Raw genomic sequence first — 22,262 nt, forward strand, 5'->3', positions numbered from 1 at the left:
TCGGCGGTGAATCAGATGTGGTAGATGTCGATGACCTGGCGCACGTAGTCGTTCTTCAGGACCACCTTCTTGGCCTTGATCAGCGGCTGTTCACCGCGCAGGTCGAGGGTGTAGAAGCTGGTGCCGAAGTAACTGTCGGTGGTCTTGTAGCGAAAGCTCAGGGTGTGCCAGTTGAAACGCACCTGGCAGCTGCCCTCGTCCGCCGCGACGATCTCGATGTTGCTGAGGTTGTGCGAGGTGCGGGTATCCGGGACCGTGGCGCTGGAGCGCTCGGTCTTGATGCGGAACACCCGGTCCTCGAGGCCGCCACGGTTGCCGTACCAGATCAGCGAGATCTCGCTTTGCGGGTCCTCGGTCAGGGTGTCGTCGTCATCCCAGGACGGCATCCAGAAGGTCGCGTCACAGGCGTACAGCTCCAGCCACTGGTCCCACTGGGCATCGTCCAGGTAGCGCGCCTCGCGGTAGAGGAAATCGCGCACGGTGTCATGCAGGCTCATTGCACAGCCTCCACGGGGATCAGCTGTTGTTCGTCCTTCAGGGCCTGGACCATGGTGTCCTGCCAGTACTTGTGCTGCAGCACGAACAGGCCTTCATCCTCGGTGCGCACGCCCGACAGCAGCGGCTTGAGCGCGATCTCGCTGGCCGCCGCGTCGGCGCCTTCGATCCAGTGCTTCGCCCCCCGGGACATGTCGTTCCAGCCGGCACCTGCGCCGTAGCCGGTCTGGCAGGAGCGGAACTCCTCCAGGTCGTCCGGAGTGGCCATGCCGCTGACGTTGAAGAAGTCCTCGTACTGGCGGATGCGCCGGGCGCGGGCCTCGGCGCTTTCACCCCTGGGCGCGATGCAGTAGATGGTGATCTCGGTCTTGTTCACCGAGATCGGCCGGGCCACGCGGATCTGCGAACTGAACTGGTCCATCAGGTAGACGTTGGGGTACAGGCACAGGTTGCGCGAGTTCTCGATCATCCAGTCGGCGCGGGCCTGGCCGAAGTCAGCGGCCAGTTGCTCGCGTCGCTCATAGGCCGGGCGATCCTCGGGGTTGGCCCAGCGGGTCCAGAGCAGCAGGTGGCCGTGCTCGAAGGAGTAGAAGCCGCCGCCCTGCTTGGCCCAGGCGCCGGCGCTCATGGTCTTGATCTCGTCGCCCGCCTCGCGTTGCTTGCGCTGGTTCTGGGTGGCGGCGTAGTTCCAGTGCACGGAGCTGACGTGGTAGCCGTCGGCGCCGTTCTCAGCGGTGAGTTTCCAGTTGCCTTCGTAGATGTACGAGCTGGCACCGCGCAGCACTTCCAGGCCCTCGGGCGACTGGTCGACGATCATGTCGATGATCTTCGCCGACTCGCCCAGGTGCTCGACCAGCGGCTTGACCTCGGCATTCAAGCTGCCGAACAGGAAGCCCCGGTACGACTCGAAACGGGCGACCCTGGTCAGGTCGTGGGAGCCGTCGCAGTTGAAGCTGTCAGGGTAGCCGGCGTTGCCCGGGTCCTTGACCTTGAGCAGCTTACCGCTGTTGTTGAAGGTCCAGCCGTGGAACGGGCAGGTGTAGCTGGAGCGGTTACCGCGCTTGTGCCGGCAGAGCATGGCACCGCGGTGGCTGCAGGCGTTGAGGAAGGCATTGAGTTCGCCGTCCTTGTTGCGCGCGATGAAGATCGGCTGGCGCCCCATGGTCAGGGTGAGGAAGTCATTGTTGGCGGGAATCTGGCTTTCGTGGGCCAGGTAGATCCAGTTGCCCTCGAAGATGTGCTTCATCTCCAGGTCGAACAGGCGCGGGTCGGTGAACATCTCCCGCTTGCAGCGGTAGACGCCCTTCTCCCGGTCATCCTCGAGCAAGGCATTGAGATAGTCGAATCCCAGGGACATGGCCAGGGCCTCCGTTGTTATTGTTCAGGCCGAGTCAGGTTAGGTCCCTGGGTGGGACGGGGATATCCGGATTGTGCAGAGTGCTATCCGTTTTGTGCAGGCAGATTCATGCAGTGTCTGTAGCGGCTCAGGAACTCTCCCGCACCATCAACTCGAACCCCAGGTCCTGCTGCCCGCTGGCCACCCGCTTGCCGTCGAGCAGCGCCAGCAGCGCCTGGGCCGCGCCGCGGCCGACCGCCGCACGCGGGGTGCGGATCGAGGTCAGCCGCGGGACCATGTGCGCCGAGGCTGGCAGGTCGTTGAAGCCGACCATCGCCACCCGCCGCGGCACCTCGACGCCTTCGCGCAGCGCCTGCAGCACCGCGCCCTGGGCCAGGTCGTCGTTGCAGAAGAAGATGCCGTCGACATCCGGCGCCTTGGCCAGCAGGTGGCTGAACAGCGTGCCGCCCAGACCGATGGACGATGGCTGCGGATCGAGCATTTCCAGCTCGGGCGCCTGCAGGCCGGCCTCGGCCAGGGCCTGGCGGAAGCCCTCGGCGCGCTGCATCACCCGCGGGTCGAGCTGCGCGGCGATGAAGCCCAGACGCCGCCGACCACGCTCGATCAGGTGGCGGGCCGCGGCGCGACCGGCCTCGTGCTGGGAGAAGCCCACCGACAGGGCATCGGCCTCGCCGCCCAGCTCCATCATGTGCACGCACGGCACCCGGCTGGCGGCGAGCATCTGCCGCGAGGCGTCGCTGCGTTCGAAGCCGGTAAGCAGCATGCCGCACGGCTGGTAGGCCAGGTAGTTGCGGATCAGGTTCTCTTCCTCGGCGATATCGTAGTGATAGTTGCCGATCAGCACTTCCAGGCCACGGGGACGCATCACCTCGTGAATGGCCTCGAGGGTGTCGATGAACAGCTGGTTGGACAGCGACGGGATCAACACCACCACCGACTGGCTGCGTGCCGAGGCCAGGGCGCGCGCCGCCGGGTTGGCGACGTAGCCCAGGCTGGCCGCCGCGGCCATGACCTTCTGCGCCAGTTCCGGCGCGACCGTGCTGACGCCGCGCAGGGCGCGGGAAGCGGTGATGGGGGAAACCCCGGAAAGCCTGGCGACTTCCGCCAGGGTGGGACGACCGGTAGTGCGCGAGCCAGTGCGGGACATGAGTGTTGTAATTTTACCGCTTGCAGGAATGGGGAACGGTCACTAAGGTAGCGCTGTCTCTGAATGCAGGCAATGCAATCTTGGTAGCAGGCATGCGTTCAGCGTCCATACTGCCAAAGACAAGATCAATAACACCCGGGAGGGTGGCGCATCACCTTAGGCTCGTCCCGGCCAAGACAGCGCTATCTCACCCAGCAGGAGGTACAGATGAACCCTTCCCTGTCCGCGATCGTGGTCATGGGCGTAGCCGGCTGTGGTAAAAGCAGCGTCGGCGCCGCCATCGCCACCCGCAGCGGCGGCCGCCTGATCGAAGGCGATGCCTTCCACCCCGCCGCGAACATCGCCAAGATGAGTGCCGGCATTCCCCTGGACGACGACGACCGCGCCGGCTGGCTGGTGCGTCTGGGCCAGGAGCTGCAAGACACCCTGGCCGTCGGCGAGCGCCCGATCCTGACCTGCTCGGCCCTCAAGCGCCGCTACCGCGACACCCTGCGCCAGGCCGTGCCCGAACTGTGCTTCGTGTTCCTCGAACTGACCCCGCAGGAAGCGGAAAAGCGCGTGCTGGCCCGCCCAGGCCACTTCATGCCAGCCAGCCTGATCGACAGCCAGTTCGCCGCACTGGAGCCACCGCACGCCGAACCCCTGACCCTGGCCCTGGATGCCACCCGCCCGCTGACGACGCTGGCCGAGGACGTGCACCAATGGCTAAAGCCTTGCGGTGAGCAGGCGCTGGCGCGGACTGCCTGATCCGGCGGTTTTTCCGGCTCACCAAAGACAGCGCTGTCTCCATGCTTCTCAAGACGCAATGACGCAAGACACGCGACACCAAAACAACAACGAAAAGACCGAGGTTCACGAACCATGTTCGGACTGGCTACCGATACCTTCCTGTTGCTCGACGCACTGGTCACCATCGTCGGGCTCATCCTGCTGATCACCCATTTCAAGGTCCACCCCTTCGTCGCCCTCACCCTGGCCGCGGGCTTTCTCGGCCTGACCTCCGGCATGCCGGTGGCCAAGGTGATGAAGTCGTTCCAGGACGGCTTCGGCGGCGTGCTCGGCTTCGTCGGCATCGTCCTGGCGCTGGGCACCATGCTCGGCAAGCTGATGGCCGACTCCGGCGGCGCCGACCAGATCGCCCAGACCCTGATCCGCGCCTTCGGCAAGCAGAAGGTGCACTGGGCGATGATGTTCGCCGCCTTCCTGGTGGGCATCCCGCTGTTCTTCGAGATCGGCTTCGTGCTGCTGATTCCGCTGGTGTTCATCGTCGCCCGCCGCTCCGGCGTGTCGCTGGTGAAGATCGGCATCCCGCTGCTGGCGGGCCTTTCGGTGGTGCACGGCTTGGTGCCGCCGCACCCGGGGCCGCTGCTGGCGATCGGCATCTTCCACGCCGACATCGGCAAGACCATCTTCTACGGCCTGCTAGTGGCCCTGCCGACCGCAGTGATCGCCGGCCCGCTGTTCGGTAACTTCATCTCGCGCTACATCCCGGGCAACCCGTCCCAGGAGCTGATGGACCAGATCGCCCGCGAGTCGAACCAGCAGAACCTGCCGAGCTTCAGCGTGACCCTGATCACCGTGCTGCTGCCGGTGGTGCTGATGCTGCTGAAAACCTTCGCCGACGTGGTATTGCCGGCCGAGCACATCGTGCGCCAGTGGATGGACCTGATCGGCCACCCGATCACCGCCCTGCTCGCCGCCCTGCTGCTGGCCTTCTACACCTTCGGCTCGGCCCGTGGCTTCAACCGCCAGCAGATCATGAAGATGCTCGACCAGAGCCTGGCGCCCACCGCCGCCATCGTGCTGATCGTCGGCGCCGGCGGCGGCTTCAAGCAAATGCTGGTGGACACCGGTGTCGGCAACGTCATCGGGCAGATGGCAGTGCAGGCCGAGATCTCGCCGATCCTGCTAGCCTGGCTGGTGGCGGCGGTAATTCGCATCGCCACCGGCTCCGCCACCGTGGCCACCATCACCGGCGCCGGCATCGTCGCCCCGGTGATCGATCTGGTGCCGGGGGTCAACCGTGAGTTGCTGGTGCTGGCCACCGGCGCCGGTTCCTTGATCCTGTCCCACGTCAACGACGCCGGGTTCTGGCTGGTCAAGCAGTACTTCAACATGACCGTGGCCGAGACCTTCAAGACCTGGAGCATGATGGAGACCATCCTCTCGGTGGTCGGCATCATCTTCATCATGCTGCTGTCGATGGTGGTGTGACCGTTGGTCGCCGTCATGGCACCTTGCTGACGGGCCACAGGCCCAAGTGAGACAGAGGCCCTGCGCAGGCAGGGCCGCTTTCTCCGTTGCAAAGGAGCCTGCCCCATGAAACACGCCTTCCTCCTCGCCGCCCTGCTCGCCTCGCCCCTGGCCCTGGCCGCCGGTACCGGCGCCACCTACCCTGACGATCCGCACAATCCGGCGCCACAGCCGGGGGTCGACAGCACCCTCAATCCGATCGAGAAGCCCATGCCGCGGGATGCCGACCCGCGGATCAAGGGCAATGACCCGGAAAGCCCGCCAGCCGAGCAGAACGATGATCGTGATCTGCCGGGGATGGGGGGTAGTGGGTCGGAGGGGATGGGGCGTGACGGGGGAAGTTCAGGGAGCAGCAAGCCCTGAGTCCTGCCACCTGACATTTTTACCAGTTGTACAGCACCCAGTGGCGCACCAGTATTACCAGGGAATACTGGTCGGGGGCGACACATGGACAAATCAAACCGGGGCCGTTCAGCAGCCCCGGGAATACTGGCTGTCGACCGGCAGGCCACTGTATTGAGGAGAAGCCATGTATCACAGCCCTCCACATTCACCTATTGCCCTTACGGCTACCTACCAGAACGTAACAACTCAACGTTGTTGAGGTTCAACGGACAGCCTCTGGAACTGCCCATCCCCCTCTATCTTCTGGGCAATGGCTATCGTGCCTTCAATAGCGTCTTGATGCGCTTCCACTCCGCCGATAGTAAAAGCCCGTTTGGTGATGGAGGCATCAATGCCTACAGTTACTGCGCGGGTGACCCGGTCAACAATACTGACCCGTCCGGGCATATCTTGGAGAAAGTCCGTAATGCTATTACCGGAAGGGTTGTGTTCGAAGGTGCATACCAGGTTCTGTTCAAAGGTAATGACCAGATTGCGCCAACCGTGTTCCATAAAGAGGTACTAGGTAGTGGGATGGCAGGTTTCGTTACACACTCCACACCGAGCGACTCGCGATTGACCAATGAATTCGGTCATCTCAGGGCAGCGAAAAAAGTGGCAAGGAAAGAGATTGCCCCTCGACTGATGGGGATGAAAGCCTACCGCGAAGACCCAAACAAACCCCTCATTCTACTCGCATGCTATGCAGGGTCCACTGGCGCCGCACAGATTGTCGCCGATACATTGCACAGACCAGTCATCGCATACATGAGAAAGCTCAAAGCCCCCAAGGCCCACCTAATTAACCAGCTTTCGGAAGATGGTAAACCAATGCCTCTACGTGAGTATGATCCTGAGGATAACGACAAACTGACTACAGCCATACCTCAAATGTTTTATCCTATGGCTCAAGTCCGTAGCGCCTCATAGATACTGGGGCGCTCCGTTTTCGGCCCTTTCAAGGTGTTGATATTTAACGTCCGATTTGGGCCTGCCGGGGCCGCTGTGCGGCCCTTTCGCGACGCAAGGCCGCTCCTACAGGGATCGCGCAGGGCTGGTCACCACTGGCGCTTGTCCGGGCGGGTCAGGCCCAGCTTCTCGATCTTGTAGCGCAGCATGTCCCGCGACAGCCCCAGCAGTCGTGCCGACTTGGTGACGTTCCAGTCGGTACGGTCGAGGGTGCGGCAGACCATGTCGCGCTCCATGTCCGGCAGGCTGGCGGCGCCCGGAGGCTCTTGGCGCAGTGCTTCGAATGCCAGCACCTGCGCCGGTTGCGTCTGCGGTTCGTCGACCAGGGTCAGGCACAGGTTCAGCTGGTGGGCGCCGATCACCTCGCTGGGCGCCAGCAGCACCGTCTGCTCGAGCATGTTGCGCAGTTCGCGCACGTTGCCCGGCCAGCCGTAGCCCAGCATCAGCGCCTCGGCCTCGGCCGAGAAACGCAGGTTGGGCTTGCCGTAGCGCCGCCCGTGGTGGGCCAGGAAATGCCGGGCCAGGCGCAGGATATCCTGCCCACGCGCGTACAGGCGCGGCACCTTGAGGGCGATGATGCGCAGGCGGAAGAACAGGTCGCGGCGGAACTTGCCCTGCTGGACCATCTGCTCGAGGTTGCAGTTGGTGGCGCTGATCACCCGCAGGTCGACCTTGCGCTCCTTGACCGCGCCGATGCGGCGGATGGTGCGGTCCTCCAGCAGCTTGAGCAGCTTGGCCTGCAGCACCAGGTCCATCTCGCCGATCTCGTCAAGGAACAAGGTACCGCCGTCGGCCGCCTCGACCAGGCCCACACGGCGCTCCTTGGCATCGGTGAAGGCGCCCTTTTCATGGCCGAACAGCTCGGCCTCCAGCAGGTTGGCAGGAATCGAGGCGCAGTTGAACTCGATGAACGGCCCCTTGGCCCGGCTGCCGTCGAAATGCAGGGCGCGGGCCACCAGTTCCTTGCCGGTGCCGGTCTCACCCTCCACCAGCACCGGCGGCAGGTCGCCGCTGGCCATGCGCTGCTCGGCGTCGAGCAGCTGGCGCAGGGTGTGCTTGAGCTCGAGCATGGCCGGCGACTCGCCGATCAGCGCCTGCAGCCCGGACTTCTGCGCCTCGCGCTCCTGGTAGAACGACAGCGTGCGCTCCATGCGCTCGGCGGCCAGGGCCTTGTCCAGCATCAGCTTGAGCTCGGCCAGCACCACCGGCTTGGTCAGGTAGTGGAACGCCCCCTCCTTCATGGCCAGCACGGCGTCCTCGACGTTACCGTAGCCGGTCATCATGATCACCTTGAGCTCCGGCGCCTGCGCCACCAGCGTGCGCAGCAGGTCGTGGCCGCTCATGCCGGGCAGCGAGTTGTCGGTCAGCACGGCGTCCGGCTGGGCGCGCTTGATCTGCTCCAGCGCCAGCTCCGCGCTGTGGCACACCGTGACCTCGAAGCCTTTCAGGCTCAGGTAGGTGCGAATGTTGTCGGCGAGGATTTCATCATCCTCGACCACCAGGATGCTGTGCTCCATGGTCCCCTCCCGCTGCAATGTTGAAAGTCAGGCTGACGCGGGTTCCTTCCTCTTCGCGGCTGGTCAGTTCGACCGCGCCGCCAAAGCGTTCCATGATCCGCTTGACCAGGGCCAGGCCGACACCCAGCCCGCCCTGCTTGGTGGTGAAGAACGGCTTGAACACCATGCGCCGCTGCTGCTCGCTCATGCCCTTGCCGGTGTCGCTGAGCTGCAGCTGGGCCTGCTGGCCCTCCAGCTGGCGCACCTCGGCGCGCAGCTCGCCACCCTGTGGCATGGCCTCCAGGGCGTTGGCGAACAGGCTGTTGAGGATCTGCGTCAGCTGCAGCGGCTGGCTGGCCACCCATTGCGTCGGCGGCCCGTCGAAGGCGAAACGCACGCCGTTGCGCTCGATCTGCGGGGCGAAGGTCTGGCGCGCATCCTCGATGGCCGCCACCAGGTCCACCGACTCGGGCTCGTCGCTGGCCGGGCGCAGCGATACCAGCAGGTCGCGGACCCAGCGCGACATGCGGTCGACCTGGGTGATGATATCGCCGATGTTCTTCTGCGCCGTCGGGCTGGCGATGTCCTGCGCCAGCTCCGCGCTGGAGCGGATGTTGGCCAACGGGTTGCGCAGGCTGTGGGCCACCGCCGAGGACATCTCGCCCAGGGCCACATAGGTCTCGCTGGCCACCAGGCGGTCCTGCTGGTGGCGCAGCAGGCTGGCGGCGCGGCGCACGATCCAGAACAGGCCGAAGTAGATCAGCGCCCCGCCGACCAGGGTCGAGGCCCAGATCAGCACATAGCCGCGCTGGATGCGCCGAACCAGGTCCTGGGGTTCCTTGTAGATCTCGACCATCGCCAGTACCTGCTCGCCCTGGCTGTCGAACAGCGGGATGTAGTTCTCGATGAACAGGTGCCGGGGCTCGCGCTGGAACTTCTGCTCCTCGCGATCCTCGTCGGCCTTGTGGTAGCTGGCCGAAACCGACTGGCGCGAATGGAAGGCATGCTCCAGGTCGTCGTCCTCGTCGATGCGCTTGCCGATCAAGTTGGGGTTGGTCGACCAGACCACCAGGCGGTCGCGAGCATAGACATTGGCCAGCAGGGTGTCGGGCAGGTGTTCGACGTGGTCGAGGAACTCGACCCGGGTCGACTCGGCCAGTTGCGGGGTGAACTGCAGGTGCTGCTGGTCCAGGCGCGGGTCGAGCAGCTCGCCCATGGTGATGCCCGGCGGCAGCTGCGAATGGCGCACTTCGGCCTGGGCCATGGCCTGGATGAACTGGGCGGTGAGCATGGCGTCGCGCTCGACGCTGTCACGCACCACGAAACGCGTCGAGACATATCCCAGCCCGCCGGCGACCGAGGCGATGATCAACAGGCTGACCAGCGAGAACCAGCGCAGCAGGTTGAACTCGCGCAGCGGCGCTGCCAGCCCGGTGGCGGAGGCGCCGGGCTTGTCGGGGGCATCGTTTTCGAGCGTCTGCATCGCGTCGCTCCCGCCTGGGGGCCAATGAGGGCTATCGGCATGCCCTTGCTACCGGTGGTAGCAAAGTGACTTCATTGAGGCCGGGCAGACGGTGCCACCGCAGGCCTGTGTCAGGTCAAGCAAAAAGTCAGCCAGTGCATTCAATATTTTTTATTTTGTTATAAATCATAGACATAAGTTATTTTCTTAATGCTGATTATTGAAAAAACCCCCACTTCTGGGGAGTCGTACCCCATATTTCATAAAATGCTTTTAAAACAATGCATTAAGAAATTTATTTACAGTTAAACATCACATTGCTGCGACGCGAAAATTCAACAGCACCCGTGTTCCCATCCCCTCGCGACTGCTCAACCGCACCGAGCCTCCAAAGCACTCCATGATCCGCTTGACCAGCATCAGCCCCACCCCTACGCCACCCTGCTTGGTGGTGAAAAATGGCCGGAAAGCCATGCGCTGCTGCTGCTCGCTCATGCCCTTGCCGGTGTCCGAGAGGCGCAGGCTGAGGGTGCGCCGGTCGTGACGCATCACCTCCACGCGCAGCTCGCCACCCGCCTCCATCGACTCCAGGGCGTTGGCGATCAGGCTGTTGAAGATCTGCCCGAGCAAGGCCGGCTGGCCCAGCACCCGGACCGCCGGCAGGTCGGCCAGTACCAACCGCACACCACCCTGTTGTAGCGCCTGGCCATGGGCCTGGAGGCTGTCGCGCAGGGCCTGGGCCACATCCACCGGCACGGCCTCGTCGCCGAGCGGACGCAGCGACTGCAGCAGCTCGCGCACCCACTGCGACATCCGGTCGACCTGGCTGATGATGTCGCTGATGTTCTTCTGCGCCGGGCCTTCGTCGAAGGCCTGGGCCAGTTCGGCGCTGGAGCGGATGCTCGCCAGCGGGTTGCGCAGGCTGTGCGCCACCGCCGACGACACCTCGCCCAGGGCGATGAAGGTTTCGTTGCCGATCAGCCGCTTCTGCTGCACCGCCATCAACCGGGCGGCGCGGCGCATGATGCCGTACAGGCCGACATAGACCAGGCCGACGCCCACGGCGATGGCCAGCCAGATCAGCAGCAGGCCGTGCTCGATGCGCACGATCAGGTCGTGGGGCTCCTTGTAGATCTCGACCATCGCCGTGACCTGCTCGCCGTCGGCATCGAACAGGGGGATGTAGTTCTCGATGAACAGCTGTTCAGGTGGGGTGACGAACTTCTGTTCGCTGCGCGCCTGCTCGAAATCGTGGTAGCTGGCCGACACCCGCATCTTGTACTCGAACGCCCGGTCGAGGTCGTCGTCCGACTCGATCAGCTTGCCGATCAGCGCCGGGTTGCTCGACCAGATCACCGTGCGGTCGGGGGCGTAGATGTTGGCCAGGAGCATGTCCGGCAGGTGGGCGATATGGTCGAGGAACTCGCCCCGGGCCCGGCGCCGGGCCTCGGGATCGACGTCCGACAAGGCGTGGTCGGTGCGCGGGTCGAGCAGTTCGCCCATGGTCCGCACGTTGGGGATCGACACATGGCGCACTTCGGCGTCGGCGATGGAGGTGATGAACTGCGCGGTGAGCAAGGCATCGCGCTCGACGCTCTCGTCGATGATGAAGCGGCTGGAGATCAGGCCCAGGCCGACACCCACCGAGAGGATGATGGCCAGGCTCACCCAGGCGTACCAGCGCAGCAGGTTGAATGGCTTGCGCGCCGGGCCGCTGTCGGCGGGCAGCAGTGTGTCGGGACGGGGGGCGAGGTCCATGGCGGGCTCCGCGGCTGGGCACCTCTAGAGGTTATAGCCCAGAGTTGGGGGAAGCAGGGGTGTCGGGTGGGCTATTAGTCGCGTGAAGGCTGCCAGGTGTTCGCTGCAAGGCTCGCGGCGGACACCTGGAAACCCACCCCCTCAAAGCGGCGCATCCTCGGCCAACCCCCGCAACAACCGATACTCACGCAACACCGCCGGCACATATCGCCGCGTCTCGGCAAACGGCGGCACCACCCGCCCCCGGCTGAGTACCGCGTCGGGCCCGGCATTATAGGCCGCTACCGCCAGGGTGATGTCGTTGTCGAACAGCTTGAGCATGCGCTTGAGATAGCGCGCCCCGCCCTGCACGTTGGAGGCCGGGTCCAGCACATCCGCGACGCCCATCTCCTTCGCCGTGTCCGGCATCAGCTGCATCAATCCCGCCGCCCCCTTGGCCGAACGGGCCTTGGGGTTGTAGCCGGACTCGGCCTTGATCAGCGCATGCAGCAGCGCCGGCGACACATCGTTGGCCAGGGCCGCGGCCGCCACCAGGTCGGCATAGGGCCGCCCGGTGACCAACTGGGCGTTGACCGGCCCGCCAGCCACCCCGCGCTCCTTGATCACCCGTTCATAGTGCCGTCCTGGCCGATGCACATTGGACAACACGAAGCCGCCCTTGCCATCGCTGGCGATGTAGATATCGGCCTGGGCGCCGAATGCCATCAGCCCTGCCGCCAGTCCCAGGATCAGTCCACGCATGTCGGTCGCCTCCCGCCGCAGAAGATCAAGAGTGGCCCCCGATGTGGGGGAAATGCCCCGTCGATCCGGGCTTTTCGGTTATGACGCAAGCGCCGTGCCGGTCGCCAGCGCGCATGGTGCAAGGGCCCGGCGCAGACGTGCACGGCTGTTGCATGACAGAGGCAAACGCACTGGAGGGTTTCACCATGCAGCGCAACATCCACGGCCAACGCGGCTTCACCCTGCTCGAACTGTTGGTGGTGCTGGTGGTGCTGGGCCTGCTGGCCGGCATCGTCGCGCCCAAGTACTTCAGCCAGCTGGGCCGTTCCGAGGCCAAGGTGGCACGGGCGCAGATCGAAGGCCTGGGCAAGGCCCTGGACCTCTATCGCCTGGAAGTGGGCCACTACCCCAGCAGCGAACAAGGCCTTCAGGCTCTGGTGGTCGCCCCCGGCGGCGAGGCGCGCTGGTCGGGGCCGTACCTGCAGAAAGCGGTGCCCCAGGACCCTTGGGGACGCCCCTATATCTACAAGCAGCCCGGCGAGAACGGCGGCGAGTACGACCTGCTGTCGATGGGCAAGGACGGCCAGCCCGGCGGTGACGGGGAAAACGCCGAAATCACCAGCTGGCAGTGAGGAGCCCGGCCATGCGCTATCAGCTCAAGGCCCTGGGCAGCCAGGGCGTGGTGCAATTGCAGGTCGAGGCCGAGGACAGCGAACAGGCCCGGCGCCTGGCCGAAGACCAGGGCTTGCGCGTGCTCAGCGTGCGCAGCCCGGGCCTGGCCCTGCGCCGCCGCCCGACGGCGTTCGACCTGATGCTGTTCAGCCAGGAGCTGGCCACCCTGCTCGGCGCCGGCCTGCCGCTGATCGACGCCCTCGAGAGCCTGGCCGAGAAAGCCCCGGGCGGCGCCACGCGCAAGACCCTGGAGCAGCTGGTGCGCCAGCTGTATGAGGGGCGCTCGCTGTCCCAGGCCCTGGCCCAGCAACCACGGGTGTTCCCCGCCCTGTACGTGGCCCTGGTGCAGTCCAGTGAACGCACCGGCGCCCTGGGCGACGCCCTGAACCGCTACATCGGCTATCGCCAGCGACTGGACCTGGTGCGCCAGAAGCTGGTCGGCGCTTCGGTCTATCCGCTGCTGCTGTTGCTGGTGGGCGGCGGCGTGGTGCTGTTCCTGCTGGGCTATGTGGTGCCGCGCTTCAGCCTGGTGTTTGAGGGCATGGGCAGCGAGCTGCCCTGGCTGTCGCGGGTGCTGATGCAGATTGGCCTGTTCCTGCATGCCCAGCAACTGCCCCTGGGCCTGGGCACGCTCGCCGGCATCGGCGCGCTGGTCGCCCTGCGCCGCCACCCGGCGCTGCGCCGCGGCGCCGGCCGTCTGCTGCGGCGGGTACCGGCCCTGCACCAGCGCCTGGTGATGTACGAGCTGGCGCGTTTCTACCGCTCGCTGGGGATCCTCCTGCAAGGCGGTATTCCCATCCTCACCGCCCTGGGCATGGCCCGCGGGCTGCTGGGCAGCAGCGCGGCCGAAGGCCTGGAGCAGGCCAGCCGGCGGGTCGCCGAGGGCCTGCCGCTGTCCGATGCACTGCAGGCCGGGCAACTGGTCACGCCGGTTTCGCTGCGCCTGCTGCGCGCCGGCGAGCAATCGGGCAACCTGGGCGAAATGCTCGAGCGCTGCGCGGACTTCCACGACCAGGAGATCGGCCGCTGGGTCGAGTGGTTCGTCAAACTGTTCGAGCCCTTGCTGATGACCTTCATCGGCCTGCTGATCGGACTGATCGTGATCCTGATGTACATGCCGATCTTCGAGCTGGCGTCGAGCATTCACTGAGCGAGGTAGCAAATGGCCATGCTCATGGCTTAGCATCGCCGGTATGCCCTTCTGAGCCCTTGTATCGTGCCGCTTAGCCTGCCGACCCTGATCCTGGTCGCCGTTTTCATCCTGGCCCTGATGGGCATCCTGACCCTGCACGCCTGGCGGCGCTGCGCCAGCGACCCGAGCCTGGGCTACCTGGGCGCGATGCTGCTGATCTCGGGCCTGGGGGTCTGCCTGAACGCCCTGCGTGGGATTGGCGTGGACTACCTGGCTCTGGTGCTGGGCAACATCGTCCTGCTGGTCGGCACCGGCCTGGGCTGGACGGCCATGCGCGTGCTCGGCGGGCGCAAACCGCACTGGCCGCTGCTGCTGGCCGGCGCCGTGTTCTGGGGGCTGTTCAGCCTGTGGCCGGGCTTTTACGGCGATCTCGGCCTGCGGGTGAAGGTGTATTCGCTGCTGACCCTGGGCTACACCTGCCTGAGCATCGGCGAGTTGCTGCGTCCCCGGGTTCGCCTGCAGGTGTCCTATACCCCGGCGTTGATCCTGACCACCCTGCATGCAGCGCTCTACCTGATGCGCACGCTCATCGAGGAGGGGGTAGCCCTCGACCAGGCCATCAACAACGGCGGCGCCAGCCCGGGCTTCTTCGCCTTCATCCTGTTCGAGTCGATGCTGTTCGCCATCGGCATCTCCTATGTGACCCTGGCGATGGTCCGCGAACGCGCCGAGATCCTGCTCCGCGTCGCGGCCTACAGCGACCCACTGACCGGCATCGACAACCGCCGGGCGTTCATGGAGCGCGGCGCACGGTTGCTGCATGACTGCGCGGCAGGCCAGGCACCGGTGGCGTTGCTGTTGTGCGACCTGGACCACTTCAAGCGCATCAACGACCGCTTCGGCCACCCCGTAGGGGACGAGGTGCTGTTGGCGTTCGCCCGGGAAACCGCTCGTCACCTGCGCCGGGACGACCTGTTTGCGCGCATCGGTGGCGAGGAGTTCGCCTGCCTGCTGCGTGGCGCCAGCGAAGCCGAGGCCGAACGGGTGGCGCAGCGGATCTGCGCCGGGTTTTCCGGGCTGGCGCTGCTGGAGCCGGGGCTGCTGGGCGTGAGCATCGGCATCGTCAGCCAGCCGGCCGCGCAAGGTGAGCTGTCGCGGCTGCTGTCGATGGGCGACCGGGCCTTGTATGCGGCTAAACAACAGGGGCGTGGCCGGGTGTTGCGCTATGCCGAGGTGTGCTGACGGCCTCGATTCCATTCAGTAATCGAAACGCTCCACCGCCCGCCGCCGCTCGTTGTCATCACGCCGGTCATAGCTCGCCGTGGTCTGGATGTTGGCATGGTGGGCGAGCTTCTGCGCGATCGACAGGTCATGCTCTTCGATCACCCGGGTGATGAACGCCCGGCGAAAATCATGGGGCATGATCTTGGCCCCCACCTGCGCTCCGCGCTGGCGGGCGATGTAGTAGATCGCGTGCTTGGTGATGCGCGCACGGGTGATATGGCTGCCGCGGCGGATGCGGTTGAACAGGAAGCTGTCGTCGCGCTCGCCGGCGGGCAAGTGCTGACGGCGCAGGTCGAGCCAGGCCTGCAGCTTGTCGAAGGCCCAGGCCGGGGCGTACTTGACCAGCTGGCGGTTGCCCTTGGCCAGCACTTGCACGCTGCGCTCCTGGAAGTCCACCTGGTCCAGGTCGACGTCCACCGATTCCGACTTGCGCATGCCGGTTCCGTAGAGCAGCGCCAGGATCGCCGCGTCGCGCACGCCCTGGGGGCGCGGGTCGGCGGCGCATACATCCATCAGTTCACGAATCAGGTTGCGCCGCAGGTTGCGCCCCGGCGGCAGGCGGCTGCCGCCGGCCGGCTTGACCTCGCGGATCATCAGCAACTGCTCGTGGTCGATCAGTCCCTGGCGCCAGGCCTCGTTCATCACCCCGCGCACGGCATTGACGTACAGCGATGAGGTATTGGGCGCGTAGCCATCGGCGCGCAGCGCCGCGACCAGGGCGATCACATGGCCGGGTTCGAGTCGGTGCCAGGGCACCTCGGCGATATCGCCATCGGCGAAGCCCAGGCGGTCGGCGGCATCCTGCAGGATGTAGCGCATGGTCAGCTGGCTGGACGGGGCCAGGCGGGCAAGGTACTGCGGCAGCGGATTGCGCAGGAGGTCGGTCACAGCGGGGATCCTGTAGCAAAGCCGAATGCGCGGCGGCGCAAGACGGCGCAAAGCGAGTCGTTTTGACCCTGATCAAGGTCAAAAAGACTACAACCAAAAAGAGTCATAATGACTTCACGCAGTGCCATCACCTTGATATTCAAGGCCTTTGAACGCTGGCATGGTTCGTGATGGTACCCCATTCAACCGCTCCGATCGAACCAAGGTCCCCGCCATGCTCGTCCAGCCGATCACCGCTCGCCCACGCCAGCCCCTCTGGGCCCTGGGTTTTCGTCCGTTCTTCCTCGGCGGCAGCCTGTTCGCCCTGCTCGCCCTGCTGCTGTGGGCCGGCGTGCTGGCCGGCGCGTTCCAGCTCGACCCGGCGGGCGGCATGCTCGCCTGGCACCGCCATGAAATGCTGTTCGGCTTCGCGGTGGCCATCGTCGCCGGCTTCCTGCTCACCGCCGTACAGAACTGGAGCGGCATCCCGGGCCTGAGCGGCCGGCCGCTGCAGGGGCTGTTCCTGCTCTGGCTGCTGGGCCGGGTCAGTTGGTTCCTGCCCTTGCCGGCCTGGCTGCTGGTCCTCATCGAAGGCGCCTTCCTGCCTCTGGTGGCGCTGGCCCTGGCACGGCCGATCATCCAACGGCGGCTGCGCAACAACTACCCCATCGTGGTCCTGGTGCTACTGATCGCCGCCTGCCAGTGGCTGACCCTGGCCGGCGGGCTGCAGGGCGACGAGGTATGGCAACGGCGCGGCGTGCTGGCCGGGCTGTGGCTGGTGGCGGCGATGATGAGCGTGATCGGCGGGCGGGTGATCCCGTTCTTCACCCGTCGCGGCCTGGGCAACATGAGCCCGGCACCGGCCCGGCCCTGGCTGGATCGTGCCTGCCTGCTGGGCAGCGTGACGCTGCCGCTCACCTACGTACTGGGCTTCAATGATGAGCCGCAGCCACTGATGGCCGCGCTGTTCGCCGCCCTGGCAGTGCTGCACGGCGTGCGCCTGGCGCTGTGGCATGACCGTGGCCTGTGGCGGGTGCCGCTGCTGTGGTCACTGCACCTGGCCTACGCCTGGCTGATCCCGGCCTGCCTGGGCCTGGCGCTGTGGCATGCCGGGGTGGCGATCAATCCGAGCCTGGCCGCCCACGCCCTGACGGTCGGCGCCATGACCGGGCTGATCGTGGCGATGATGGCCCGGGTCAGCCTGGGGCATACCGGGCGGCCTCTGACGGTGCCGCGCAGCATTGGCTGGGCGTTCGCGCTGATCCAGCTGGCGGCGCTGGCCCGGGTCGTGGTGGTGCCGTTCACGGCGCTGGGGCTGGGCTTGTCGGTGCTGTTCGGCAGCGCCGCGCTGCTGCTGTTCCTCTGGCACTACCTGCCGATCCTGCTGCGGGCACGGGTGGATGGCATGCCGGGCTGAACGCCCCGCCTCGGCTTTCGCGCATTGCGTGGGAGCGGGCCTGCCCCGCGATAGTCTACAGTTCAACCCACGCCCATCCGCCAAGGGACCGCATGGCCTTCCACCACCTCACCCGCACCCACCCCCGTCTCAGTATCGCCACCCTGGCCGGCCTGCTCGGTGGCTGGCTGATCCCCGCCGGCGACACCGTGCAGCATATCCTCGCCGGCTGGAACCTCGGCGTCTGGTTGTACCTGGGTATGGTCCTGTGGCTGAGCCTGCGGGCCAATGCCGAGCGGGTACGCAAGGTTGCCCGTATCGAGGATGAAAACGCCGGCCTGGTACTGATCACCGTCTGCGTCTCGGCCATCGCCAGCCTGGCCGCCGTCACCCTGCAACTGGTGTCCAGCCGCGGCCTGGAGGGCGGCGCCCTGGCCCTGCACTACCTGTACACCGGGCTGACCGTGGCTGGCTCATGGCTGCTGATCGGCTGCATCTTCAGCCTGCACTACGCCCGGCTGTTCTACACCGGCGACCGCCATGAACCGCCCCTGCGCTTCGCCGACGGCGAGCGCAACCCGGACTACTGGGACTTCCACTACTTCTCGTTCACCATCAACGTCGCCGTGCAGACCTCGGACATCGGCGTTGCCGGCAGGGCCATGCGCCGGGTGGTGCTGGCCCACTCACTGGTAGGTTTCGTGTTCAACACGGCGATCCTCGGTTTTACCATCAACATCGCCGCCGGATTGCTCGGCTAGCACCCGCTGCGCGCAGGCCGCGATGCGCCGACACACCTGCTCCAGCACAGCAGCCTCCAGCACCAGCCCAAGGCGCAGATGCCCCGCCGCGCTCGGCCCGAAACCATCGCCCGGCAACAACGCCACGCCCTCTTCGTCCAGCAGGCGCTGGGCGAACGACTGGGCGCCGAGCCCGCTGCTGCGGATGTCGAGCATCACGAACATGCCACCGGCCGGCCGATGAGCATGAATGCCTGGACAACCCTCCAGCACCGCACATACCCGGTCACGCCGCTGCCGGTAGATCTCGCGCATGTGGCGCACGTCATCCCCTGCCTGATCCAGGGCCACGCAGGCGGCCTGCATGACGAACTCCGGCAGGCCGAACAGCATGCTCATGACCAGGGTACCGAGGTGCCTGGCAAACAGCGGCGGGCCGATCACCCAGCCGACCCGCCAGCCGCTCATGGCATGGGACTTGGACAGGCTGCCGATGGACACGCAGCGCTCGGCCATGCCCGGCTGGCTCAACGGTCTGGGCGCCTCGCCGTCGTACAGCAGTGACTGGTAGACATCGTCGCAGACCAACCACAGGTCATGCTCCCGGCATAACTGCGCCAGGCGCTCCAGGTCGGCCTGGTCGATCACCGCACCCGTCGGATTGTGCGGACTGTTGAGCAGCAGGCCCCGGGTGCGCGGGGTGATCGCCCTGGCCACCGCCGCAGGATCCAGGCGAAACCCCTGCTCCGGCCGCACCGCGACCTGTACCGCCCGTGCACCGCAGGCACCGAACACGCCGTGATAGGTCACGTACATGGGCTCGGCGACGATTACCTCGTCACCGGCCTCGAACAGGCACTGAAAAGTCGCGAACAGGCCGCACTGGGCGCCGGCGGTCACCACGACCTGCGCGGGATCCAGAGGTAGCTGGCTGTGGCGCACCACAGCCTCACGCAAGGCGAGACTGCCGCGCACGTCGCTGTAATGGGTGTCGCCACGCCGCAGGCTGGCCACGGCGGCCTCGACCACCGCGCCCGGGGTATCGAAGTCGGGGTCGCCCACCGACAGCAGGAAGATTTCGCGCCCCTGGCGGCGTTGCTCCAGGGCCTGGTAGTGAATGTCCCAGGCGGTGACTGCATGGCCGGCAATACGTTGGGTGAGCGTGGAATAACGCATGACTGTCTCCCTGTCTGCCGGCCGGCACCGTTGGTCCGAAAAGCGCTGCCGATAAACATAGCAGAGCAACCATCGCTGCCAGCCGCCCGCCCACGGGGAAAACGTTTGCCCCGGCCTATATACACCCACCGTTCATCGTGACAGGACTGTGACCGCCGTCATGCATTAGTACATCTGCCATATTTTCTGGCGATTGCTGCCATGGCAGGTGCTATGGTTACAGTCCCGACAGGCCAGGACGGCCGCAGTGCTACTGCTACGGAATCACCGCGTTCAGGACACGAACAAGGAGGCTGGCATGAACAAGATGACGTTCCCCAACGCCTGCCAGGTGATGCGCTGGCATTTCCATCCGCTGGGCTTCGAGGCCAGCATGGATGCCCCGCGCAGCATGGTCGCCCGGCTGTTCGACCGGGCCACAGGCGAAACCCTGCTGGCGATCGCCGGCATTCCCTGCGCCACCATCATGCCCGCCGCCGATGTCGAGCGGATCATCGAGGCGGTGGAGGCCGAGATGGAAACCTTCGACCTGCTGGCCGGCCCCATGCGCAGCGCCGTCTAGATTGCCTGTTCCTGGCGTGCCTTCAACGCCTGCAAGCCCTTCATGAACTGCTCGGGCGGCACCGGCTGGCCAAGCAGGTAGCCCTGCAGCGAGTCGCAACCCAGGCGGGTCAGGAAGTCCTGCTGGCGGTCGGTTTCCACCCCTTCGGCGACAATCCGCAAGCCCAGCGCCTGGCCCAGGGCGACGATGGCCGAAACGATCGCCGCGTCATCGCTGTCCTGTTCCAGATCGCGCACGAAGCCGCGGTCGATCTTCAACTCGTTGGCCGGCAGGCGCTTGAGGTACATCAGGCTGGAGTAGCCGGTGCCGAAATCGTCGATGGACAGGTCCACGCCCATGTCCGACAGGCGCTGCAGCACATGCAGGCTGGCGTCGGCATCGCGCATGGCGGTAGTCTCGGTGATTTCCAGGGTCAGGCGGTTGGCCGGCAGGCCGTTCTCGTTCAGCGCCTGGGCCACGCTGTCGACCAGCCCGGCATGGCAGAACTGGATGGCCGACAGGTTGACCGCGATGCGCCAGTCGTCGTTGCCCTCATCGAGCCACTGGCGCATCTGTCGGCAGGCTTCGCCCAGTACCCACTCGCCGATCGGAATGATCAGGCCGGTCTTCTCGGCCAGGCCGATGAAGCGGTCCGGCAGCATCAGGCCATGTAGCGGGTGCTCCCAGCGCAGCAGAGCCTCGGCGCCGATGGGCTGGCGCTGCACGGCGTCGAACTTGGGCTGGTAGTACAGGCGGAACTGCCTGTGCTCCAGGGCCGTGCGCAAATCCTGCAGCAATTGCAGTTGCTGGCGCGCGTTGCTGTTCATCGAGGCGTCGAAGAAGCTGTAGCCGTTCTTGCCGGCGCTCTTGGCGTGATACATGGCCGCGTCGGCATTGCGCAGCAGCTCGTGCTGGTCCAGGCCGTTGCCCGGGTACAGCACGATACCCAGGCTTGCCGACAGTTGCAGGTCGTGCTCGGCCACGCGGAACGGCCTGGCCATCAGGTTGACCTGCTTGACCGCGACGTTCATGGCGTCGTCCGGCTCGTCCAGCTCCACCAGCAGCACGAACTCGTCGCCGCCGATCCGCGCCAGGGTGTCCTGGCTGTGCAGATGGCCGCGCAGGCGGGCCGCCACGGCCTTGAGCAACAGATCGCCGACATGGTGGCCGAAGGCGTCGTTGACCGGCTTGAAGCCGTCCAGGTCAATGAACATCAGGGCGAAGCAGCCGCCCTGCTCCGCCACCCGGCCCATGGCCTGGTCGATACGGTCAGCCAGCAGCGTGCGGTTGGGAAGCCCGGTCAGGGTGTCGTGCAGGGCCAGCTGGGTCAGTTCCTGGTTGGCCAGGGTCAGCGAACGCGCCAGCTCCGCCGTGCGCGCTTCCAGGCGCGCATCCAGCACCGAGGTGAGCAGGGCCACCGCCAGCACCGCCAGGGTGGTGATCAGTACCAGGTAGTCCAGGCCGTCGCCGGCAAGGCCGGTGGTCAGCGCGCCGCAGAAGCTGCCCACCGGGAAGTTGGCCGCGGCCATGCCGGTGTAGTGCATGCCGACGATGGCGATGCCCATCACCACTGCCGCGACGCCGCGGATCTGGCGCACATAGGGGGTGTGCTGGCGCAGGCGGAAGGCAATCCACAGCGCCGCCGCCGACGCGCCCACGGCGATGGCCAGCGACGCGCCGAACAGCGTCGGGTCGTAGTCGATACCCGGCTGCATGCGCAGCGCGGCCATGCCCATGTAGTGCATGCAGGCGATGCCGGTGCCCATGATCAAGGCGCCGAACGCCAGCTGCAGCCACGGCAGCTTCGGCTGGCTCACCAGCCACAGGGCAAAGCCCGAGGAGGCCACCGCGATCAGCAGCGACAAGGCCGTCAGGGCGGTGTCATAGCCCAGCTCGATCGGCAGGCTGAACGCCAGCATGCCGATGAAGTGCATCGACCAGATGCCGATGCCCATGGCGAACGCCCCGCCCCCCATCCACAGGTACACCGCCCGCCCCTTGGCCGTGGCGATGCGCCCGGTAAGGTCCAGGGCCGTATAAGAGGCAAGGATGGCCACGCACAGCGAAATCAACACCAGCGAGGAGGAGTAACTACCGATCAGCATTCGCACTTCCAGGAGCAGGCCGAAGGACGGCCCGGGAAAAGCCGATAATTGTACTCAAGCTTTGGCGAAACGCACGGGGTTTTCGTGCGTCTGAATGGATCCAATGATCGGTGCCAGGCACCGCAGGGACTGGGCTAGAGCACATTGCCCAGCAATTGAAGGCATATTGCCATTGGTCGTCTCGGGCCTCATCGCGGGGCAAGCCCGCTCCCACGCCATCACCCAGCTCAGTCAGGCTTGTATCAACGTGGGAGCGGGATTGCCCCGCGATAGCGTCACGACAAAACCCAAGCCAAGCCAAGCCAAGC

At 65.9% G+C, this 22,262-nt stretch carries 20 protein-coding genes; 10 read left to right on the plus strand and 10 right to left on the minus strand.

Features of this window, described 5'->3' with window-relative positions:
• Positions 1–11 precede the first annotated feature (11 nt).
• The 3 genes from benB to HU735_RS16410 form a co-directional block, all read right to left on the minus strand.
• A complete protein-coding gene (benB, locus tag HU735_RS16400; RefSeq protein ID WP_186714351.1) occupies positions 12–497 on the minus strand; it encodes a benzoate 1,2-dioxygenase small subunit in 486 nt (161 codons plus the stop codon).
• A complete protein-coding gene (gene benA, locus HU735_RS16405) occupies positions 494–1,852 on the minus strand; it encodes a benzoate 1,2-dioxygenase large subunit (protein WP_186714352.1) in 1,359 nt (452 codons plus the stop codon). The genes benB and benA overlap by 4 nt, the downstream gene beginning before the upstream one ends.
• A 127-nt stretch (positions 1,853–1,979) precedes the next feature.
• Positions 1,980–2,999: a LacI family DNA-binding transcriptional regulator gene (locus HU735_RS16410; RefSeq protein WP_186714353.1), complete on the minus strand. Its 1,020-nt coding sequence runs from the start codon at positions 2,997–2,999 to the stop codon at positions 1,980–1,982.
• Positions 3,000–3,206: 207 nt separating this feature from the next.
• Between HU735_RS16410 and HU735_RS16415 the strand changes: the two genes are divergently transcribed.
• The 4 genes from HU735_RS16415 to HU735_RS16430 all read left to right on the plus strand — a co-directional run bounded on the left by HU735_RS16415 (position 3,207) and on the right by HU735_RS16430 (position 6,566).
• A complete protein-coding gene (locus HU735_RS16415; protein ID WP_186714354.1) occupies positions 3,207–3,746 on the plus strand; it encodes a gluconokinase in 540 nt (179 codons plus the stop codon).
• A gap of 114 nt (positions 3,747–3,860) precedes the next feature.
• Positions 3,861–5,213, plus strand: coding sequence for a GntP family permease (locus HU735_RS16420; RefSeq protein WP_186714355.1), 1,353 nt, complete (start codon positions 3,861–3,863; stop codon positions 5,211–5,213).
• Positions 5,214–5,318: 105 nt separating this feature from the next.
• Positions 5,319–5,615: a hypothetical protein gene (locus HU735_RS16425; RefSeq protein WP_186714356.1), complete on the plus strand. Its 297-nt coding sequence runs from the start codon at positions 5,319–5,321 to the stop codon at positions 5,613–5,615.
• A gap of 84 nt (positions 5,616–5,699) precedes the next feature.
• Positions 5,700–6,566: an RHS repeat-associated core domain-containing protein gene (locus HU735_RS16430; protein ID WP_186714357.1), complete on the plus strand. Its 867-nt coding sequence runs from the start codon at positions 5,700–5,702 to the stop codon at positions 6,564–6,566.
• A gap of 128 nt (positions 6,567–6,694) precedes the next feature.
• On the opposite strand, the gene HU735_RS16435 is transcribed toward HU735_RS16430, so the two are convergent.
• The 4 genes from HU735_RS16435 to HU735_RS16450 all read right to left on the minus strand — a co-directional run bounded on the left by HU735_RS16435 (position 6,695) and on the right by HU735_RS16450 (position 12,062).
• The gene (locus HU735_RS16435) at positions 6,695–8,122 is read right to left on the minus strand and encodes a sigma-54 dependent transcriptional regulator (protein WP_186714358.1); all 1,428 of its coding nucleotides are present in this window, start codon (positions 8,120–8,122) and stop codon (positions 6,695–6,697) included.
• Positions 8,091–9,584 (minus strand): HAMP domain-containing sensor histidine kinase, encoded by a 1,494-nt coding sequence (locus tag HU735_RS16440; RefSeq protein WP_186714359.1) that lies wholly within the window; start codon positions 9,582–9,584, stop codon positions 8,091–8,093. The genes HU735_RS16435 and HU735_RS16440 overlap by 32 nt, the downstream gene beginning before the upstream one ends.
• A gap of 291 nt (positions 9,585–9,875) precedes the next feature.
• The gene (locus HU735_RS16445; RefSeq protein WP_186714360.1) at positions 9,876–11,321 is read right to left on the minus strand and encodes an ATP-binding protein; all 1,446 of its coding nucleotides are present in this window, start codon (positions 11,319–11,321) and stop codon (positions 9,876–9,878) included.
• A 141-nt stretch (positions 11,322–11,462) separates the two neighbouring features.
• The gene (locus HU735_RS16450) at positions 11,463–12,062 is read right to left on the minus strand and encodes a lytic transglycosylase domain-containing protein (protein WP_186714361.1); all 600 of its coding nucleotides are present in this window, start codon (positions 12,060–12,062) and stop codon (positions 11,463–11,465) included.
• Positions 12,063–12,247: 185 nt separating this feature from the next.
• On the opposite strand from HU735_RS16450, the gene gspG reads away from it, so the two are divergent.
• From gspG to HU735_RS16465, 3 genes are all read left to right on the plus strand, one after another.
• On the plus strand, positions 12,248–12,673 hold the full coding sequence (gene gspG, locus HU735_RS16455) for a type II secretion system major pseudopilin GspG (protein ID WP_050705945.1): 426 nt from the start codon (positions 12,248–12,250) through the stop codon (positions 12,671–12,673).
• An 11-nt stretch (positions 12,674–12,684) separates the two neighbouring features.
• A complete protein-coding gene (locus HU735_RS16460; protein WP_186714362.1) occupies positions 12,685–13,863 on the plus strand; it encodes a type II secretion system F family protein in 1,179 nt (392 codons plus the stop codon).
• A gap of 66 nt (positions 13,864–13,929) precedes the next feature.
• Entirely contained in the window at positions 13,930–15,087 is a 1,158-nt protein-coding gene (locus tag HU735_RS16465; RefSeq protein ID WP_186714363.1) for a diguanylate cyclase, read from the plus strand.
• A gap of 15 nt (positions 15,088–15,102) precedes the next feature.
• On the opposite strand, the gene HU735_RS16470 is transcribed toward HU735_RS16465, so the two are convergent.
• Complete coding sequence (locus HU735_RS16470; protein WP_186714364.1) at positions 15,103–16,017, minus strand: tyrosine-type recombinase/integrase; 915 nt, start codon at positions 16,015–16,017, stop codon at positions 15,103–15,105.
• A gap of 214 nt (positions 16,018–16,231) precedes the next feature.
• On the opposite strand from HU735_RS16470, the gene HU735_RS16475 reads away from it, so the two are divergent.
• Positions 16,232–17,413, plus strand: coding sequence for an NnrS family protein (locus tag HU735_RS16475; RefSeq protein WP_186714365.1), 1,182 nt, complete (start codon positions 16,232–16,234; stop codon positions 17,411–17,413).
• Between the two features lie 92 nt (positions 17,414–17,505).
• Positions 17,506–18,153: a DUF1345 domain-containing protein gene (locus HU735_RS16480; protein ID WP_186714366.1), complete on the plus strand. Its 648-nt coding sequence runs from the start codon at positions 17,506–17,508 to the stop codon at positions 18,151–18,153.
• On the opposite strand, the gene HU735_RS16485 is transcribed toward HU735_RS16480, so the two are convergent.
• Positions 18,079–19,308 (minus strand): pyridoxal phosphate-dependent aminotransferase, encoded by a 1,230-nt coding sequence (locus HU735_RS16485; RefSeq protein ID WP_186714367.1) that lies wholly within the window; start codon positions 19,306–19,308, stop codon positions 18,079–18,081. The two genes, HU735_RS16480 and HU735_RS16485, sit on opposite strands and share 75 nt — an antisense overlap.
• Before the next feature lie 298 nt (positions 19,309–19,606).
• Here HU735_RS16485 and HU735_RS16490 point away from each other — a divergent pair, with 298 nt between their 5' ends.
• Positions 19,607–19,870 carry a DUF1652 domain-containing protein gene (locus tag HU735_RS16490; protein ID WP_186714368.1) on the plus strand — a complete coding sequence of 88 codons (264 nt, stop codon included), beginning with the start codon at positions 19,607–19,609 and terminating at the stop codon, positions 19,868–19,870.
• Here the strand turns inward: HU735_RS16490 and HU735_RS16495 are convergent.
• Positions 19,867–21,954, minus strand: a complete 2,088-nt coding sequence (locus HU735_RS16495; protein WP_186714369.1) for an EAL domain-containing protein — start codon at positions 21,952–21,954, stop codon at positions 19,867–19,869. The genes HU735_RS16490 and HU735_RS16495 overlap by 4 nt on opposite strands.
• Positions 21,955–22,262: the final 308 nt, after the last annotated feature.

Source organism: Pseudomonas sp. BW16M2 (assembly GCF_014268865.1).
Lineage (GTDB): Bacteria > Pseudomonadota > Gammaproteobacteria > Pseudomonadales > Pseudomonadaceae > Aquipseudomonas > Aquipseudomonas peradeniyensis.

Excerpts from the sequence above, each read along its gene's own strand:
- benB (WP_186714351.1), bottom strand. The coding sequence starts at position 497 with ATGAGCCTGCATGACACCGTGCGCGATTTCCTCTACCGCGAGGCGCGC.
- benA (WP_186714352.1), bottom strand. The coding sequence starts at position 1,852 with ATGTCCCTGGGATTCGACTATCTCAATGCCTTGCTCGAGGATGACCGG.
- HU735_RS16410 (WP_186714353.1), bottom strand. The coding sequence starts at position 2,999 with ATGTCCCGCACTGGCTCGCGCACTACCGGTCGTCCCACCCTGGCGGAA.
- HU735_RS16415 (WP_186714354.1), top strand. The coding sequence starts at position 3,207 with ATGAACCCTTCCCTGTCCGCGATCGTGGTCATGGGCGTAGCCGGCTGT.
- HU735_RS16420 (WP_186714355.1), top strand. The coding sequence starts at position 3,861 with ATGTTCGGACTGGCTACCGATACCTTCCTGTTGCTCGACGCACTGGTC.
- HU735_RS16425 (WP_186714356.1), top strand. The coding sequence starts at position 5,319 with ATGAAACACGCCTTCCTCCTCGCCGCCCTGCTCGCCTCGCCCCTGGCC.
- HU735_RS16430 (WP_186714357.1), top strand. The coding sequence starts at position 5,700 with ATGGACAAATCAAACCGGGGCCGTTCAGCAGCCCCGGGAATACTGGCT.
- HU735_RS16435 (WP_186714358.1), bottom strand. The coding sequence starts at position 8,122 with ATGGAGCACAGCATCCTGGTGGTCGAGGATGATGAAATCCTCGCCGAC.
- HU735_RS16440 (WP_186714359.1), bottom strand. The coding sequence starts at position 9,584 with ATGCAGACGCTCGAAAACGATGCCCCCGACAAGCCCGGCGCCTCCGCC.
- HU735_RS16445 (WP_186714360.1), bottom strand. The coding sequence starts at position 11,321 with ATGGACCTCGCCCCCCGTCCCGACACACTGCTGCCCGCCGACAGCGGC.
- HU735_RS16450 (WP_186714361.1), bottom strand. The coding sequence starts at position 12,062 with ATGCGTGGACTGATCCTGGGACTGGCGGCAGGGCTGATGGCATTCGGC.
- gspG (WP_050705945.1), top strand. The coding sequence starts at position 12,248 with ATGCAGCGCAACATCCACGGCCAACGCGGCTTCACCCTGCTCGAACTG.
- HU735_RS16460 (WP_186714362.1), top strand. The coding sequence starts at position 12,685 with ATGCGCTATCAGCTCAAGGCCCTGGGCAGCCAGGGCGTGGTGCAATTG.
- HU735_RS16475 (WP_186714365.1), top strand. The coding sequence starts at position 16,232 with ATGCTCGTCCAGCCGATCACCGCTCGCCCACGCCAGCCCCTCTGGGCC.
- HU735_RS16480 (WP_186714366.1), top strand. The coding sequence starts at position 17,506 with ATGGCCTTCCACCACCTCACCCGCACCCACCCCCGTCTCAGTATCGCC.
- HU735_RS16485 (WP_186714367.1), bottom strand. The coding sequence starts at position 19,308 with ATGCGTTATTCCACGCTCACCCAACGTATTGCCGGCCATGCAGTCACC.
- HU735_RS16490 (WP_186714368.1), top strand. The coding sequence starts at position 19,607 with ATGAACAAGATGACGTTCCCCAACGCCTGCCAGGTGATGCGCTGGCAT.
- HU735_RS16495 (WP_186714369.1), bottom strand. The coding sequence starts at position 21,954 with ATGCTGATCGGTAGTTACTCCTCCTCGCTGGTGTTGATTTCGCTGTGC.